This window comes from Pseudomonas sp. BIC9C (genome assembly GCF_034541995.1).
In the GTDB taxonomy this organism is placed as follows: Bacteria; Pseudomonadota; Gammaproteobacteria; order Pseudomonadales; family Pseudomonadaceae; genus Aquipseudomonas; species Aquipseudomonas fluorescens_CC.
The window spans coordinates 485884-501695 of the sequence record NZ_JAWDGM010000001.1; the positions used below are offsets into that span (position 1 = coordinate 485884).

Annotated in this window: 15 protein-coding genes and 1 pseudogene; 13 read left to right on the plus strand and 3 right to left on the minus strand. The window is 60.2% G+C overall.

The window, feature by feature from the left end:
* Positions 1-61: 61 nt before the first annotated feature.
* Complete coding sequence (gene uraH / locus RS887_RS02380) at positions 62-415, minus strand: hydroxyisourate hydrolase (RefSeq protein WP_008017679.1); 354 nt, start codon at positions 413-415, stop codon at positions 62-64.
* A gap of 434 nt (positions 416-849) precedes the next feature.
* On the opposite strand from uraH, the gene puuE reads away from it, so the two are divergent.
* The 8 genes from puuE to RS887_RS02420 all read left to right on the plus strand — a co-directional run bounded on the left by puuE (position 850) and on the right by RS887_RS02420 (position 8990).
* Positions 850-1776: an allantoinase PuuE gene (puuE, locus tag RS887_RS02385; RefSeq protein ID WP_322614252.1), complete on the plus strand. Its 927-nt coding sequence runs from the start codon at positions 850-852 to the stop codon at positions 1774-1776.
* A complete protein-coding gene (uraD, locus tag RS887_RS02390; RefSeq protein WP_322614253.1) occupies positions 1773-2288 on the plus strand; it encodes a 2-oxo-4-hydroxy-4-carboxy-5-ureidoimidazoline decarboxylase in 516 nt (171 codons plus the stop codon). Before puuE ends, uraD begins: the two co-directional genes overlap by 4 nt.
* An 89-nt stretch (positions 2289-2377) precedes the next feature.
* Positions 2378-3373, plus strand: coding sequence for an allantoicase (gene alc / locus RS887_RS02395; RefSeq protein WP_322614254.1), 996 nt, complete (start codon positions 2378-2380; stop codon positions 3371-3373).
* A gap of 127 nt (positions 3374-3500) precedes the next feature.
* On the plus strand, positions 3501-4004 hold the full coding sequence (locus tag RS887_RS02400) for an ureidoglycolate lyase (RefSeq protein ID WP_007988150.1): 504 nt from the start codon (positions 3501-3503) through the stop codon (positions 4002-4004).
* Positions 4005-4055: 51 nt separating this feature from the next.
* Entirely contained in the window at positions 4056-5357 is a 1302-nt protein-coding gene (locus tag RS887_RS02405; RefSeq protein WP_007993089.1) for a urate hydroxylase PuuD, read from the plus strand.
* Positions 5358-5519: 162 nt separating this feature from the next.
* Complete coding sequence (locus RS887_RS02410) at positions 5520-6872, plus strand: nucleobase:cation symporter-2 family protein (protein ID WP_111282674.1); 1353 nt, start codon at positions 5520-5522, stop codon at positions 6870-6872.
* A gap of 171 nt (positions 6873-7043) precedes the next feature.
* Positions 7044-7829: an outer membrane protein OmpK gene (locus tag RS887_RS02415; protein WP_322614255.1), complete on the plus strand. Its 786-nt coding sequence runs from the start codon at positions 7044-7046 to the stop codon at positions 7827-7829.
* A gap of 375 nt (positions 7830-8204) precedes the next feature.
* Positions 8205-8990: an outer membrane protein OmpK gene (locus tag RS887_RS02420; RefSeq protein WP_322614256.1), complete on the plus strand. Its 786-nt coding sequence runs from the start codon at positions 8205-8207 to the stop codon at positions 8988-8990.
* 135 nt (positions 8991-9125) lie between these two features.
* On the opposite strand, the gene RS887_RS02425 is transcribed toward RS887_RS02420, so the two are convergent.
* Positions 9126-10298 (minus strand): patatin-like phospholipase family protein, encoded by a 1173-nt coding sequence (locus RS887_RS02425; protein WP_322614257.1) that lies wholly within the window; start codon positions 10296-10298, stop codon positions 9126-9128.
* 178 nt (positions 10299-10476) lie between these two features.
* Positions 10477-11408 (minus strand): annotated as a pseudogene (locus RS887_RS02430) (lipid A biosynthesis lauroyl acyltransferase).
* 118 nt (positions 11409-11526) lie between these two features.
* Between RS887_RS02430 and minC the strand changes: the two are divergent.
* From minC to RS887_RS02455, 5 genes are all read left to right on the plus strand, one after another.
* Positions 11527-12264, plus strand: coding sequence for a septum site-determining protein MinC (minC, locus tag RS887_RS02435; protein ID WP_322614258.1), 738 nt, complete (start codon positions 11527-11529; stop codon positions 12262-12264).
* A gap of 202 nt (positions 12265-12466) precedes the next feature.
* Positions 12467-13279 (plus strand): septum site-determining protein MinD, encoded by an 813-nt coding sequence (minD, locus tag RS887_RS02440; RefSeq protein WP_322614259.1) that lies wholly within the window; start codon positions 12467-12469, stop codon positions 13277-13279.
* Positions 13280-13282: 3 nt separating this feature from the next.
* Positions 13283-13537: a cell division topological specificity factor MinE gene (gene minE, locus RS887_RS02445; protein ID WP_007974947.1), complete on the plus strand. Its 255-nt coding sequence runs from the start codon at positions 13283-13285 to the stop codon at positions 13535-13537.
* Between the two features lie 110 nt (positions 13538-13647).
* Positions 13648-14283 (plus strand): RluA family pseudouridine synthase, encoded by a 636-nt coding sequence (locus RS887_RS02450; protein ID WP_008017695.1) that lies wholly within the window; start codon positions 13648-13650, stop codon positions 14281-14283.
* A 173-nt stretch (positions 14284-14456) separates the two neighbouring features.
* On the plus strand, positions 14457-15746 hold the full coding sequence (locus RS887_RS02455) for a M18 family aminopeptidase (protein ID WP_322614260.1): 1290 nt from the start codon (positions 14457-14459) through the stop codon (positions 15744-15746).
* Positions 15747-15812 lie beyond the last annotated feature (66 nt).

Consider the following 15812-nt stretch of genomic DNA (forward strand, 5'->3'; position numbering starts at 1 on the left):
GCGAAAGACCAAAGAAGCTATATGCGCAGTCGCTTCCAGGGTGCAGCAGCTGCTTGGGGGATCAGCTGCCGCGATAGGTGGAATAGCTGTAAGGCGAAATCAACAGCGGCACGTGGTAGTGATCCTGCTCGGCAGAAATGCCGAAACGCAACACCACGACATCCAGGAAAGCAGGCTCCGGCAGCTTGACGCCACGGGCGCGGTAGTAATCGCCGGCATGAAACTGAACCTGATAGACCCCAGTGCGGTAGTCATCGCCTTGCAGCAGCGGTGCATCGACACGGCCATCGCTGTTGGTGACTGCAGTGGCGACCAATTCCAGCTGCGAACCTTCAACGCGGTACAACTCAACCTTGATCGAGCTGCCCGGGCAACCGTGTGCTGCGTCCAAAACGTGTGTAGTCAAACGTCCCATTGATTCTGCGCGCCTGCCTGCGTGGAGCAGTCAGACTTCGCGCCTCCCGAAGTCAGTTGAAAAGGAGACCGCACCGATTCGGAACACGAAAAGCTGCGGCGAGCGATTGATTAAGACATTTTTCATAAAAATTGTACACAATAAAAACGACATTTTTCCCACAACCTCAGCCACCGGCGTATTTGGCATCGATTTCCGGCCAAACCGCACAGCCTATGAACCCTTCATCAAATTGCTGACCAGTCAGGCAGATTTCTTGCAGGCTCACGCCAATCGCAGTAAAAGATGACGGCCGGTGAAAAATGCGAAAATTCAGGCTTACAAAGTGAATATAAAGTTGTATACAATCAGCCCATCGCTGTGACGCAAGCCAGCCATCCAATCTTCAGCTGCGTCACACCAACCGTCATCATCGAATAAGAAGGAAGCCTGCAGTGAGCGCTGACTATCCACGCGACCTGGTCGGTTACGGCAGTAACCCTCCGCACCCACACTGGCCGGGCAATGCCCGCATTGCCCTGTCGTTCGTACTCAATTACGAAGAAGGTGGCGAGCGCAACATCCTGCACGGCGACAAAGAGTCCGAAGCGTTCCTCTCGGAAATGGTTTCTGCCCAACCGCTGCAAGGCGCGCGCAACATGAGCATGGAATCCCTTTACGAGTATGGCAGCCGTGCCGGCGTGTGGCGGATCCTGAAGCTGTTCAAGGAATTCGACATTCCGCTGACCATCTTCGCCGTGGCCATGGCCGCCCAGCGTCACCCGGACGTGATCCGCGCGATGGTCGATGCCGGCCACGAGATCTGCAGCCACGGCTATCGCTGGATCGACTACCAGTACATGGACGAAGCCCAGGAACGCGAGCACATGCTCGAAGCGATCCGCATCCTCACCGAAATCACAGGCATTCGCCCGCTGGGCTGGTACACCGGCCGCACCGGCCCGAACACCCGTCGCCTGGTGATGGAAGAAGGTGGTTTCCTCTACGACAGCGACACCTACGACGATGACCTGCCCTACTGGGAACCGAACAACCCGACCGGCAAGCCGCACCTGGTGATCCCGTACACCCTGGACACCAACGACATGCGCTTCACCCAGGTCCAGGGTTTCAACAAGGGCGACGACTTCTTCGAATACCTCAAGGATGCGTTCGACGTGCTCTACGCCGAGGGCGCCGAAGCACCGAAAATGCTGTCGATCGGCCTGCACTGCCGCCTGATCGGCCGTCCGGCGCGTCTGGCTTCCCTCAAGCGCTTTATCGAATACGCTAAAAGTCATGAACAGGTGTGGTTCAGCCGTCGCGTCGACATCGCGCGCCACTGGCAGGAAGCCCACCCGTACACAGGGGCTGCCAAATGAGCACCTTTCAAACCCTCAAACCTTCGGCCCTGAGCCGCGATGCTTTCGTCGCCGCTTTCGCCGACATCTACGAACATTCGCCATGGGTGGCCGAGAAGGCCTTCGACCTGGGCCAGGACGCTTCGATCGACGAAATCGAAACCCTGCACCAGCGCATGAGCGACATCCTGTTGAGCGCCGATCACACCAGTCAGCTGGCACTGATCAACGCTCACCCGGACCTGGCCGGCAAAGCCGCCGTCCAGGGGCAGTTGACCGAAGCCAGTACGAATGAACAAGCTGGCGCCGGTATTCACCAATGCACGGCCGAAGAGTTTTCTCGCTTCACCGAGCTGAACGACGCCTACAAGGCCAAGTTCAAGTTTCCCTTCATCATGGCGGTAAAAGGCAGCAACCGGCATCAGATCCTCGCAGCGTTCGAAACGCGCATCCACAACCCGGTCGACACCGAGTTCAAGTGCGCGCTGGCGCAGATCAACAAGATCGCCCTGTTCCGATTACTGACCCTATAGCAAGCCTGGCCCAGGGATTTCATGAACGCCGAAATCAACCCGGGCCTGGCAAGCATCCCAAGCCACTTATTTAAAGGCAGACAAGAAGAATGAAAGCTTACGCCGTACCTTTCGAGAAGTTCGTCAACCTGGCCGATGCCCGCCTGGGCACCAAAATCATCTCGGTCACCGATGACTGGTTCGCAGACGCCAACCGGCTGTTCCAACCGACCCCGGCCGTATGGAAGGAGGGCGTGTTCGATGACAACGGCAAGTGGATGGACGGCTGGGAATCGCGTCGCAAGCGCTTCGAAGGCTTCGACAGCGCAGTGATTCGCCTGGGCGTGCCAGGTTCGATCAAGGGCGTCGACATCGACACTTCATTCTTCACCGGCAACTTCCCGCCGTCGGCTTCCCTGGAAGCCTGCTTCCTGGCCGAAGGCGAGCCGAACGAAAGCACCCAGTGGGTTGAAGTGCTGTCCGCCGTCGAGCTGCAAGGCAACAGCCACCACTACCACGAAATCAACAATGACCAGGCCTTCAGTCACCTGCGCTTCAACATCTACCCGGATGGCGGCGTGGCCCGTCTGCGTGTGTACGGTGTGCCGTTCCGCGACTGGTCGGCCATCGGCGACAACGAGCAGGTCGACCTGGCCGCTGCCCTCAACGGCGGCCGCGCCCTCGCCTGCTCCGACGAACACTTCGGCCGCATGAGCAACATCCTCAACCCGGGCCGTGGCATCAACATGGGCGATGGCTGGGAAACCGCGCGTCGTCGTACGCCGGGCAATGACTGGGTCATCGTCGCGCTGGGTCATGCCGGTGAAGTCGAAAAAGTCATCGTCGACACCCTGCACTTCAAGGGCAACTACCCGGACAGCTGCTCGATCCAGGGCGCATTCGTGAAGGGCGGCACCGACAGCCAGATCGAAACCCAGTCGCTGTTCTGGCGCGAACTGCTGCCAAGCCAGAAGCTGGAAATGCACGCCGAACACACCTTCGCCGAGCAGATCAAGGCACTGGGCCCGATCACCCACATCCGCCTGAACGTGTTCCCGGATGGTGGTGTGAGCCGCCTGCGCGTTTTGGGCAAGGTCGCTAAATAAGCGCTGAACCCAATCGCGGGCAAGCCCGCTCCCACAGTGGACTATGGCGTTCACAAAACCTGTGGGAGCTGGCTTGCCAGCGATGACAATAGATCCAACAACACAGAACTCGGATAAGAAGACCAGCATGCGCACACTGACGATTGAACCGCTGACCAAAGAAGCCTTCGCCCCTTTCGGTGACGTGATCGAAACCGACGGCAGCGATCACTTCATGATCAACAACGGTTCGACCATGCGCTTTCACAAACTGGCGACGGTGGAAACCGCCACGCCAGAGGACAAGGCGATCATCAGCATTTTCCGCGCCGATGCGCAGGACATGCCGCTGACCGTCAGCATGCTGGAGCGTCATCCGCTGGGCAGCCAGGCTTTCATTCCGCTGCTCGGCAACCCCTTTCTGATCGTGGTCGCGCCACTTGGCGATGAACCTGTATCAGGCTTGGTCCGCGCCTTCGTCACCAACGGCAGGCAGGGCATCAATTACCATCGCGGCGTCTGGCACCACCCGGTGCTGACGATCGAAAAGCGGGATGACTTCCTGGTGGTTGATCGCAGTGGCACAGGCAATAACTGCGATGAGCATTTTTTCAAAGAGGATGAGCGTTTGATCCTCGCCCCCCACCAATAAGAGAAGGTCTGATCACGCGACAACAAGCGTGACAGGCGAGAGGTAAAGACTGTGGAAGCACATCTGTTGGAATGGCTGAACCTGAGCGTGCGCTGGGTTCACATGATTACTGGCGTGGCCTGGATCGGTGCGTCGTTCTATTTCGTCTGGCTGGAAAACAACCTCAATCGGGTCAACCCGAAAAGCGGTCTGGCTGGCGATTTGTGGGCAATCCACGGTGGCGGTATCTACCACCTGGAAAAATACAAACTGGCTCCACCGACCATGCCGGACAACCTGCACTGGTTCAAATGGGAAGCCTACTTCACCTGGATGTCGGGGATTGCTCTGCTGTGCGTGGTGTTCTACTCCAACCCGACGCTCTACCTGCTGGCTCCGGGCAGCACCCTGAGCGGTCCTGAAGGCGTGGCCATCGGCCTGGGCTCGTTGTTCATCGGCTGGTTCATCTACTCCTTCCTGTGCGACTCGGCCCTGGGCAAACGCCCTGCCCTGCTGGGTTTCATCCTGTTCGTACTGATCATCGGCGCGGCCTACGGCTTCAGCAAAGTGTTCAGCGGTCGGGGTGCGTACCTGCACGTCGGCGCGATCATCGGCACCATCATGGTCGGCAACGTGTTCCGCATCATCATGCCGGCGCAGCGCGCACTGGTCGCGGCGATCGCCGAAAACCGCACGCCGGATCCGGCACTGCCGGCCAAAGGCCTGCTGCGTTCGCGTCACAACAACTACTTCACCTTGCCTGTGCTGTTCATCATGATCAGCAACCACTTCCCGAGCACCTACGGCAGCCAGTACAACTGGTTGATCCTGGCCGGGATCGCGGTACTGGCGGTGTTGGTGCGTCACTATTTCAACACCCGTCACGACAGCCACAAGTTTGCCTGGACCCTACCTGTGGCAGCCGTCGGCATGATCAGCCTGGCTTACGTCACCGGCCCTGCGCCGCTGAACAGCCCGGAAGTGGCCAAGGCACCGGCGAAAATCGAATACCAGCCGTTGCCGGAAACAGCCGTGGGTGGTGGTTTGAAACCCGCTGAAGCCAAACCTGCCGAAGCGCCTGCAGCCGCACCGGCGCAGGCATCCAACGCCGGTCCTGGCTTCGACAAGGTACACAGCGTGATCCAGGAACGTTGCGCGGTTTGCCATTCGGCCAAGCCGACCAGCCCGCTGTTCAGTGCGGCCCCCGCCGGCGTGATGTTCGACACTCCCGAGCAGATTCGCCAGAACGCCGCGCGCATTCAGGCGCAGGCCGTCACCAGCCAGATCATGCCACTGGGCAACATCACGCAGATGACCCAGCAGGAACGTGACCTGATCGGTGCCTGGATTGTTCAGGGTGCTCCGACCAACTAAGTAAAAAGCTTCGCGAGCAGGCTCGCTCCCACAGGTTTTGCATAGCTTGTGTGGGAGCGAGCCCGCTCGCGAATGGCCGCAACGCGGTCCACCTGATTCGAAAACAGCTGCCAGCAGCACTGCAGCTGTAAACACAAGAATAAAAAAGATCCGAGGTGTTGCATGTCCGAGCTATCCGAAGCGCGCATCCCCGACGCACCCGCCATTCAGCGTTTGCCCCTTTTGCAACTGATCCTGGTAGGCCTGCAACACGTTCTGCTGATGTACGGCGGAGCCATCGCAGTGCCGCTGATCATCGGACAGGCCGCTGGCCTGAGTCGTGAAGAAATCGCCTTCCTGATCAACGCCGACCTGCTGGTGGCCGGTATTGCCACCATCGTCCAGTCCCTCGGCATCGGCCCCATGGGCATTCGCATGCCAGTGATGATGGGCGCCAGTTTCGCCGCCGTCGGCAGCATGGTCGCCATGGCCGGCATGCCCGGTATCGGCCTGCAGGGGATCTTCGGCGCCACCATCGCCGCCGGGTTCTTCGGCATGCTCATCGCCCCGTTCATGTCCAAAGTCGTACGCTTCTTCCCGCCGCTGGTGACCGGCACCGTCATCACCTCGATCGGCTTGTCGCTGTTCCCCGTCGCCGTGAACTGGGCCGGTGGTGGTGCTGACGCCGCTCAATTCGGCTCCCCCATCTACCTGACCATTGCCGCGCTGGTACTGGGCACCATTCTGTTGGTGCACCGCTTCATGCGCGGTTTCTGGGTCAATATTTCCGTGCTTATCGGCATGTGCCTGGGCTACGTGCTCTGCGGCCTGCTCGGCATGGTCGACCTCAGTGGCATGGCTCAGGCGCCGTGGCTGCAATTCGTCACCCCGTTGCATTTCGGCATGCCGAAATTCGAACTGGCACCGATCCTCTCGATGTGCCTGGTGGTCGTGATCATCTTCGTCGAGTCCACCGGGATGTTCCTGGCGCTGGGCAAGATCACCGGCCAGGAAGTCTGCCCACGGATGCTGCGTCGCGGCTTGTTGTGCGATGCCGGCGCTTCGTTCTTCGCCGGTTTTTTCAACACGTTCACCCACTCCTCCTTCGCCCAGAACATCGGCCTGGTGCAGATGACCGGCGTGCGCTGCCGTTCGGTGACCATCGTTGCCGGCGGGCTGCTGATCGTGCTGAGCCTGCTGCCCAAAGCCGCGTTCCTGGTGGCCTCGATTCCTCCGGCAGTACTGGGCGGCGCAGCGATTGCGATGTTCGGCATGGTCGCCGCCACCGGGATCAAGATTCTGCAAGAGGCCGACATCGGTGACCGTCGCAACCAGTTGCTGGTGGCAGTGAGCATCGGCATGGGTCTGATCCCGGTGGTACGCCCGGAGTTTTTCGCCCACCTGCCCGTGTGGATGAGCCCGATCACCCACAGCGGCATCGCCATGGCCACCCTCAGCGCGCTGACGCTGAACCTGCTGTTCAACATCCTTGGCGGCGCCGAACGCGCCGCCGCCAACGACTGTCACGCCCACTGACAGGCAAACACACGCCCCCTGTAGGAGCGAGCTCGCTCGCGATGGTCGCGAACGATCACGCGTGTTTTCTGGATAAACGCGGCGCCCTGTAGTCCATCGCGAGCAAGCTCGCTCCTACAGGGCTTGGGGCTGCCTGCGCCTCGTAAAAATAAAAACAAGAGGGAGCAACAGATGATTCGGACACAAACAAACATGCTGTTGGGCTGTGGTCTTCTGGTGGCCAGCCAAGCCATGGCCGGCGATTTACTGCTGTGGCAGACCAACAGCCTGAGCTATCTGTACGGCAAGGATTTCGTGGTCAACCCGCACATCCAGCAGACGATCACCTTCGAACACGCCGACCGCTGGAAGTACGGCGACAACTTCATGTTCATCGACAGCACTTACTACAACGGCGACAAAGACCGGAACAAAGGCGTTCACGCCTATTACGGCGAGTTCAGCCCGCGCCTCTCCTTCGGCAAGATCCTCGACCGCCGTTTCGAATTCGGCCCGATCAAGGACGTGCTGCTGGCCATGACCTACGAGAACGGCGAAGACGACACCGAAGCCTACCTGATTGGCCCTGGTTTCGACCTCGCGGTACCGGGCTTCAATTTTTTCACCTTGAACTTCTATTACCGTCAGACCGAAGGCTCGCGTCCCGGCGACGATGTCTGGCAGATCACGCCGGCCTGGTCCTACACCCTGCCATTGGGCAACTCGAACCTGTTGATCGACGGCTACATGGATTGGGTAGTGGATAACGACCAGAACTCACAGGGCACTTATCACGCCAACCTGCACTTCAACCCGCAGATCAAGTACGACCTGGGCAAGGCCCTGGGCTGGCGGGAGAAACAGGTCTACGTCGGTGCCGAATACAGCTACTGGAAAGACAAGTACGGCATCGAAAACAGCACCAGGTTCGACACCAATGAAAACACCACCAGCCTGCTGGTGAAGGTGCATTTCTGATGCTGCCCCGCAACCGCGCCCCAAACCTATCGTCGGTGCGCCGTTGCGGAGCACTTGAGACCTGGCCGAGGAGTCAGTATTCTCCGCGGCCGCCCGAATCCGGTTTAAAAAAAAGCCCGGATGTAAAACCTGACCAGCAGGCCAACTTATCCCGGCGCTGGCAGGCACCAAGGCACTCCAAAACCCCTCTCAGTCGACTGCTCTTGAGCCGCCGAACGGGAGTTTTTTTGCTTTTTGAAAGCCTTGGCCCAGCTCTTGCCAACAGCACCAAAGCTGACCGAACGGATGATTTTTTACCGCTAGAGAACAGGCGCCACACCAGAGCGCTGACCTTAAAAAATAACGTGGAACCACCTACTTTTTGGGAGCAACCGAATGAAACGTACGTGCACTAGCCTGATGCTGGCGGGATCGATGCTGGCCGGGGGCCAGGCCATGGCCGGCGATTTGCTGCAGTGGCAGAACAACAGCCTGACCTACCTGTATGGCAAGGACTTCCAGGTCAACCCGCGCATCCAGCAGACGGTGACCTTCGAACACGCCGATGGCTGGAAGTACGGCGACAACTTCTTCTTCATCGACAAAATCTTCTACAACGGCAAGGAAGACGCCTTCGCGGGCAAGAACACCCACTACGGCGAATTCAGCCCGCGCCTGTCGTTCAACAAGATCTTCGACCAGAAATTCGAGTTCGGCCCGATCAAGGACGTGCTGCTGGCCATGACCTACGAGTTCGGTGAAGACGACACCGAGTCCTACCTGATCGGTCCTGGCTTCGACCTGGCCATCCCGGGCTTCGACTACTTCCAGTTGAACTTCTACAACCGTCACACCGAAGGCGACCGCCCGGGCGACAACATCTGGCAGGTCACGCCGGTTTGGTCCTACACCATCCCGGTGGGTGGCTCGGATGTGCTGATCGACGGCTTCATGGATTGGGTCGTTGACAACGATGTGAACAAAAAAGGCGAATACCACGCCAACCTGCACTTCAATCCGCAGGTGAAATACGACCTGGGCAAGGCGCTGAACCTGGGTGCCAAGCAGTTGTACGTCGGTGTCGAGTATGACTACTGGAAAAACAAGTACGGGATCGAAGACAGCCAGGGCTTCAAGACGGATCAGAGCGTGACCAGCTTCCTGGTCAAGGTTCACTTCTGATCTGAAAACCTCCTGTAGGAGCGAGCCCGCTCGCGATGGTCGTGAACGATAACGCTGGGGTCCTGATACCCCGCGGTGTCCTGTCGTCCATCGCGAGCAAGCTCGCTCCTACAGGCAATGGCTGCACTGCCAATCTCAGGCCGAAACCAAAGGCTCCACTATCCCCAGAAACCGGCACAACTCCCCGCGCTTGGCCAACGCATCCCGCCGCCCCAGTTCGATCAACTCGCTGCAATACCCCGACTCGAACAGCAGATAACTCAGCACCCCTGCCCCGCTGGTCTTGGTCGCGCCCGGCCCGCGCAGGAACAGGCGCAATGCGGGCGGCAACTCCTGGCGATGTCGCGCGGCAATCTCGTCGATCGGCTGGCTTGGTGAAATCACCAGCACGTCCACCGGCGCCACGCCCAAGGCGCGGATTGGCGTGCCGTCGGGCATCAGGTGACTGAACTGGTTCAGGCGCTGCAGCAACTCGATGTCACTTTCCAGGCTATCAATGAACGTACTGTTGAGCATGTGCCCACCAATCTGCGCCAGGGTGGGTTGTTGCCCGGTGTAAGCGCGTTGAAGTGGCTGCTGCGGATCGAAGCCACGCGGGTTGCCACTGACGCCCACCACCAGCACGCGACTGGCGCCCAGATGCAGCGCCGGACTGATCGGCGCCGACTGACGCACCGCGCCATCACCGAAGTACTCCTCGCCGATTTTCACCGGGGCGAACAGCAGTGGAATGGCCGAACTGGCGAGCAGGTGTTCGACGGACAATTGGGTGGGAACGCCGATGCGTCGATGGCGCAACCAGGCATCGATCTTGCCGCCGCCCTGATAGAAAGTGACTGCCTGGCCCGACTCATAGCCGAACGCCGTGACCGCCACCGCATGCAATTGCTTTTGTGCGATCGCTTCGGCGATGCCGCCCATATGCAGCTTGTCGTTGAGCAGATGGCGCAACGGAGAACTGTTGAGCAGCGCCACCGGCATGTGCTTACCGATGCCGAGCAAACTGTGGCTGACAAAGCGGCTGGCCTGGCGGATCACCCCGGGCCAGTCGCTGCGCAACACCAGATGACTGCGAAAACCCTGCCAGAACGCCGTCAGGCGCTCGATGGCGTTGCGAAAGTCCATTGCCCCACTGGCGAGGCTGACCGCGTTGATCGCGCCCGCCGAGGTGCCGACGATCACCGGAAACGGATTGCTCGCCCCCGGCGGCAGCAGCTCGGCAATCGCCGCCAGCACCCCGACCTGATAGGCCGCCCGAGCCCCGCCGCCGGAAAGAATCAACCCTGTAACCGGTTCGCCTGGACTCATGCACAACTCTCCTTGGTGCCTGATGGGATTTCGTTGTTTTTACCTGTTCCCTTGTAGGAGCGAGCTTGCTCCGGGCGGCGTTCCGACGATGGTGGCGAACGATAACGCGGGGCACCTGACACCCCGCGGCGTCCTTTCGTCCATCGCGAGCAAGCTCGCTCCTACAGGGGATCGGGATTCAACCGCGCTTGGCGTACAGCTTCGGCTCGCCCGGTGGACGGCTCTTGAAGCGGCGGTGGGCCCACAGGTATTGCTCGGGATGTTCACGCAGCACACCTTCGATCCACTGGTTGATGCGCAGGCAATCGGCTTCCTCGGTTTCGCCGGGGAAGCCTTCGAGCGGCGCATGGATCACCAGGCGATACCCGCTGCCGTCCGCCAGACGCTCCTGGGTGAACGGCACCACCAGCGCCTTGCCCAGCCGTGCAAACTTGCTGGTGGCAGTAACGGTCGCGGCCTGAATGCCGAACAGCGGCACGAAGATGCTTTGCTTGGCGCCGTAGTCCTGATCCGGTGCGTACCAGATCGCGCGACCCGAGCGCAGCAATTTGAGCATGCCGCGCACGTCTTCGCGTTCCACCGCCAGCGAGTCGAGATTGTGACGCTCGCGGCCCTGGCGCTGGATGTAGTCGAACAATGGGTTCTTGTGCTCGCGGTACATGCCGTCGATGGTGTGCTGCTGGCCGAGCAGTGCCGCACCGATTTCCAGGGTGGTGAAATGCAGGGCCATCAGGATCACGCCCTTGCCTTCGCGCTGGGCCTGCTGCAGATACTCCAGCCCTTCAACGTGAGCGAGAGTCGCCAGGCGCTTGCGCGACCACCACCAGCTCATCGCCATCTCGAAAAAGCGATGCCGGTGGAGGCGAAGTTTTCCTTGAGCAGGCGCTTGCGTTCGGCGGCGTTTTTTTCAGGAAAGCACAGTTCCAGATTGCGCTGGGCAATGCGCCGTCTGTCGCCGGCCACGCGATACATCAATGCGCCCAGTGCGCGACCGATCCGCAGCAGTGCCGGATACGGCAACTGGACGATCAGCCACAACAGCCCCAGGCCACACCACAGCGGCCAGAAACGTGGAGATAGAAATGCTTTTCGAAAACGCGGGCGGTCCATTAATGCTTCCGGAATGACAATGGCCGCGCATTCTACATCGTTCGACCCGGCTTGCGGCCTGCGGGCGTTCTCGTTATAAGTCTCGGCACTTTTAGTGACAAGTCGTTGTATGCCGACCATGAGCCAAACCGAACCGCTAGACCAAGATCCCGTGTTCCAGTTGAAGGGCAGCATGCTGGCCATTACGGTGCTGGAGCTGGCCCGTAACGACCTCGAAAGCCTTGATCGGCAACTGGCCGCCAAGGTCGCCCAGGCGCCCAACTTCTTCAGCAACGCGCCGCTGGTACTGGCCCTGGACAAACTCCCGGCCAACGAAGGCGCTATCGATCTGCCGGGGCTGATGCGCGTCTGCCGCCAGCATGGCCTGCGTACCCTGGCGATCCGCGCCAGTCGCATCGAAGACATTGCCGCCGCCATCGCGGTCGACCTGCCGGTGCTGCCACCGTCCGGTGCCCGGGAGCGCCCACTGGACCTGAGCGAAGGCGAACCGAAGAAAAAACCGGAAAAACCGCCCGAGCCGACCATCAAGCCGACGAAAATCATCACCTCGCCGGTACGCGGTGGCCAGCAGATTTATGCCCAGGGCAGCGACCTGGTGGTGATTTCCTCGGTCAGCCCGGGGGCGGAACTTCTCGCCGATGGCAACATCCATGTATACGGCCCGATGCGGGGTCGCGTGTTGGCCGGCGTCAAGGGCGACACCAAGGCGCGGATTTTCTGTCAGCAAATGAGTGCTGAACTGATTTCCATCGCCGGGCATTACAAGGTTTCCGAAGATCTGCGCCGCGACCCTCTATGGGGTTCGGGTGTGCAGGTCAGCCTGTCCGGCGACGTGTTGAACATCATTCGGCTTTAACGGATACTGCCGCATTTTCCAAGCATCTCTAAAACGTAGCGAAAACGGCTCAAACGAAGTAGGAAAAAGGCTGAAAGCAGTGTTTACCGGGGGTAAATACCGCTCAAAACCGGATTCCAGCCAAGGCTGTCCGACTGCAGTAGTTTTTCAGGAGATGTTTTTCAGGGACTGAGAAGTCCTTCTTCCTTAGGGGTGAAACACCTTGGCCAAGATTCTCGTGGTTACATCCGGCAAGGGTGGTGTGGGTAAGACCACCACCAGCGCCGCTATCGGTACCGGCCTCGCTCTGCGCGGTCACAAAACAGTTATCGTCGACTTCGACGTGGGCTTGCGTAACCTCGACCTGATCATGGGTTGCGAGCGCCGCGTGGTGTATGACTTCGTCAACGTGGTCAACGGCGAAGCCAACCTGCAACAGGCCCTGATCAAAGACAAGCGCCTGGAAAACCTCTACGTGCTGGCCGCCAGCCAGACCCGCGACAAAGACGCGCTGACCGTCGAAGGCGTGGACAAAGTCCTGATGCAACTCAAGGAAGACTTTGAGTTCGTGGTCTGCGACTCCCCGGCGGGCATCGAGAAAGGCGCCCACCTGGCCATGTACTTCGCCGATGAAGCGATCGTCGTGACCAACCCGGAAGTCTCCTCGGTACGTGACTCCGACCGCATGCTCGGCCTGCTGGCCAGCAAGTCCCGTCGTGCCGAACGCGGCGAAGACCCGATCAAGGAACACCTGCTGATTACCCGTTATCACCCGGAACGTGTGAGCAAAGGCGAAATGCTCGGCGTAGAAGACGTCAAGGAAATCCTTTCGGTGACCCTGCTCGGCGTGATCCCTGAATCCCAGGCGGTGCTCAAGGCATCCAACCAGGGTGTTCCGGTGATTCTCGACGACCAGAGCGATGCCGGCCAGGCCTACAGCGATACCGTTGACCGCCTGCTGGGCAAGACCGTGGATCATCGATTCCTCGATGTACAGAAGAAGGGATTCTTCGAGCGCCTGTTTGGAGGCAACTAAGCAATGAACCTTTTTGACTTCTTTCGTGCCAACAAAAAGCAAAGCACCGCGTCGGTAGCGAAAGAGCGTCTACAGATCATCGTGGCGCACGAACGCGGCCAACGCAGTACCCCGGACTACCTGCCGGCCTTGCAGAAGGAACTGGTGGAGGTGATCCGCAAGTACGTCAATATCGGGTCCGATGACGTGCATGTCGCGCTGGAAAGCCAGGGCAGCTGCTCGATTCTGGAACTCAATATCACCCTGCCTGATCGCTGAGTCGATCCGGCTGGAGCCACGGCGGTTCAGGCCCTTCAAGCCTTTGTAGGAGCTGCCGCAGGGACCGAGGGTTCTGAACCGCCGTTGGCGTTTGTTACGAGGCTGTTTTAATGCCGTTGTCCAACGTCCATATCATCCATCAGGACGCCGCCGTACTGGTGGTGAACAAACCGACCCTGCTGCTCTCCGTCCCTGGCCGGGCCGATGACAACAAGGACTGCCTGATTACCCGCCTGCAAGAAAACGGCTACCCGGAAGCACGGATCGTCCATCGACTGGACTGGGAGACCTCGGGCATCATCCTGCTGGCTCGTGATCCGGACACCCATCGCGAGCTGTCCCGGCAATTTCACGACCGCGAAACCGAGAAGGCCTACACCGCCCTGTGCTGGGGCCAACCCGAACTGGACAGCGGCAGCATCGACCTGCCCTTGCGCTACGACCCGCCGACCAAGCCACGGCATGTGGTCGATCACGAATTCGGCAAACATGCGCTGACCTTCTGGCGAGTGCTCGAACGTTGCGGCGACTGGTGCCGCGTCGAGCTGACACCGATCACCGGCCGTTCCCACCAGTTGCGCGTACACATGCTCTCGATTGGTCATCCGCTGCTGGGTGACGGGCTCTATGCCCATGAGCAGGCGCTGGCGGCCTGGCCGCGCCTGTGCCTGCACGCGAGCATGCTCACATTCACCCATCCCCAGACCGGCGAACGCCTGCGCTTCGAGTGCCCGGCACCGTTCTGAACGCAACGCCCCCCCCTGTAGGAGCGAGCTAGCTCGCGATGATCCCGAGAACGCCGCGGGGCGCCAGGCTTCCCGCGTAATCGTTGACGACCATCGCGAGCAAGCTCGCTCCCACACCGCCAATTTCCTGACCAATACGTTAAACTGGCGCCATTGCTGTCTGGAGCTACTTTATGCGCGAAGAGTTGAACCAAGGCCTGATCGATTTCCTCAAGGCCTCCCCTACCCCGTTCCACGCCACCGCCAGCCTTGTAAAGCGCCTGGAAGCGGCGGGCTATCAACGCCTCGACGAGCGCGAGCCGTGGAATACCGAAGCCAACGGTCGCTACTACGTCACCCGCAACGACTCTTCGCTTGTCGCGATCAAAATGGGCCGCCACTCACCGTTGCACGGTGGCATTCGCCTGGTCGGCGCCCATACCGACAGCCCGTGCCTGCGAGTCAAGCCGCAACCGGAACTGCAACGCCAGGGCTTCTGGCAATTGGGCGTCGAAGTGTATGGCGGTGCGCTGCTGGCACCGTGGTTCGACCGTGACCTGTCTCTGGCGGGCCGCGTAACCTTCCGTCGTGATGGCAAGGTCGAGAGCCAGTTGATCGACTTCAAGGCTCCGGTCGCGATCATTCCGAACCTGGCGATTCACCTCAACCGAGAAGCCAACATGGGCTGGGCCATCAACGCCCAGACCGAACTGCCGCCGATCCTGGCGCAATTTGCCGGTGACGAGCGCGTGGACTTCCGCGCGGTGCTCACCGATCAACTCGCCCGTGAACATGGCCTGAACGCGGACGTGGTGCTCGATTACGAGTTGAGTTTCTACGACACCCAAAGCGCTGCGGTCATTGGCTTGCATGGCGACTTCATCGCCGGTGCGCGCCTGGACAACCTGCTGTCGTGCTTCGCGGGCCTGCAAGCGCTGCTGACGGCCGAGACCGACGAAACCTGCGTACTGGTGTGCAACGATCACGAAGAGGTGGGTTCCTGCTCGGCCTGTGGCGCCGACGGCCCGATGCTTGAGCAAACCTTGCGTCGCCTGCTGCCCGAAGGTGACGAGTTCGTGCGCACCATTCAGAAATCCCTGCTGGTTTCGGCCGACAACGCCCACGGCGTGCACCCGAACTACGCCGACAAACACGATGCCAACCACGGCCCGAAACTCAACGCCGGCCCTGTGATCAAGGTCAACAGCAACCAGCGCTACGCCACCAACAGCGAAACCGCCGGGTTCTTCCGTCACCTGTGCATGGCTGAAGAGGTGCCGGTGCAAAGCTTCGTAGTGCGCAGCGACATGGGCTGCGGATCGACCATCGGCCCGATCACCGCCAGCCACCTGGGTGTGCGCACCGTGGACATCGGCCTGCCGACGTTCGCCATGCACTCGATCCGCGAACTGTGCGGCAGCCATGACCTGACTCACCTGGTCAAGGTGCTGAGCGCCTTCTACGCCTGTCGCGATTTGCCGTAAACCCCGCAATACCCTCTGTAGGAGCGAGCTTGCTCGCGATGGACGTGAACGATGACGCTGGACGCC

Excerpts from the sequence above, each read along its gene's own strand:
- uraH (WP_008017679.1), bottom strand. The coding sequence starts at position 415 with ATGGGACGTTTGACTACACACGTTTTGGACGCAGCACACGGTTGCCCG.
- uraD (WP_322614253.1), top strand. The coding sequence starts at position 1,773 with ATGAGCACCTTTCAAACCCTCAAACCTTCGGCCCTGAGCCGCGATGCT.
- alc (WP_322614254.1), top strand. The coding sequence starts at position 2,378 with ATGAAAGCTTACGCCGTACCTTTCGAGAAGTTCGTCAACCTGGCCGAT.
- RS887_RS02400 (WP_007988150.1), top strand. The coding sequence starts at position 3,501 with ATGCGCACACTGACGATTGAACCGCTGACCAAAGAAGCCTTCGCCCCT.
- RS887_RS02410 (WP_111282674.1), top strand. The coding sequence starts at position 5,520 with ATGTCCGAGCTATCCGAAGCGCGCATCCCCGACGCACCCGCCATTCAG.
- RS887_RS02415 (WP_322614255.1), top strand. The coding sequence starts at position 7,044 with ATGATTCGGACACAAACAAACATGCTGTTGGGCTGTGGTCTTCTGGTG.
- RS887_RS02420 (WP_322614256.1), top strand. The coding sequence starts at position 8,205 with ATGAAACGTACGTGCACTAGCCTGATGCTGGCGGGATCGATGCTGGCC.
- RS887_RS02425 (WP_322614257.1), bottom strand. The coding sequence starts at position 10,298 with ATGAGTCCAGGCGAACCGGTTACAGGGTTGATTCTTTCCGGCGGCGGG.
- minC (WP_322614258.1), top strand. The coding sequence starts at position 11,527 with ATGAGCCAAACCGAACCGCTAGACCAAGATCCCGTGTTCCAGTTGAAG.
- minE (WP_007974947.1), top strand. The coding sequence starts at position 13,283 with ATGAACCTTTTTGACTTCTTTCGTGCCAACAAAAAGCAAAGCACCGCG.
- RS887_RS02450 (WP_008017695.1), top strand. The coding sequence starts at position 13,648 with ATGCCGTTGTCCAACGTCCATATCATCCATCAGGACGCCGCCGTACTG.
- RS887_RS02455 (WP_322614260.1), top strand. The coding sequence starts at position 14,457 with ATGCGCGAAGAGTTGAACCAAGGCCTGATCGATTTCCTCAAGGCCTCC.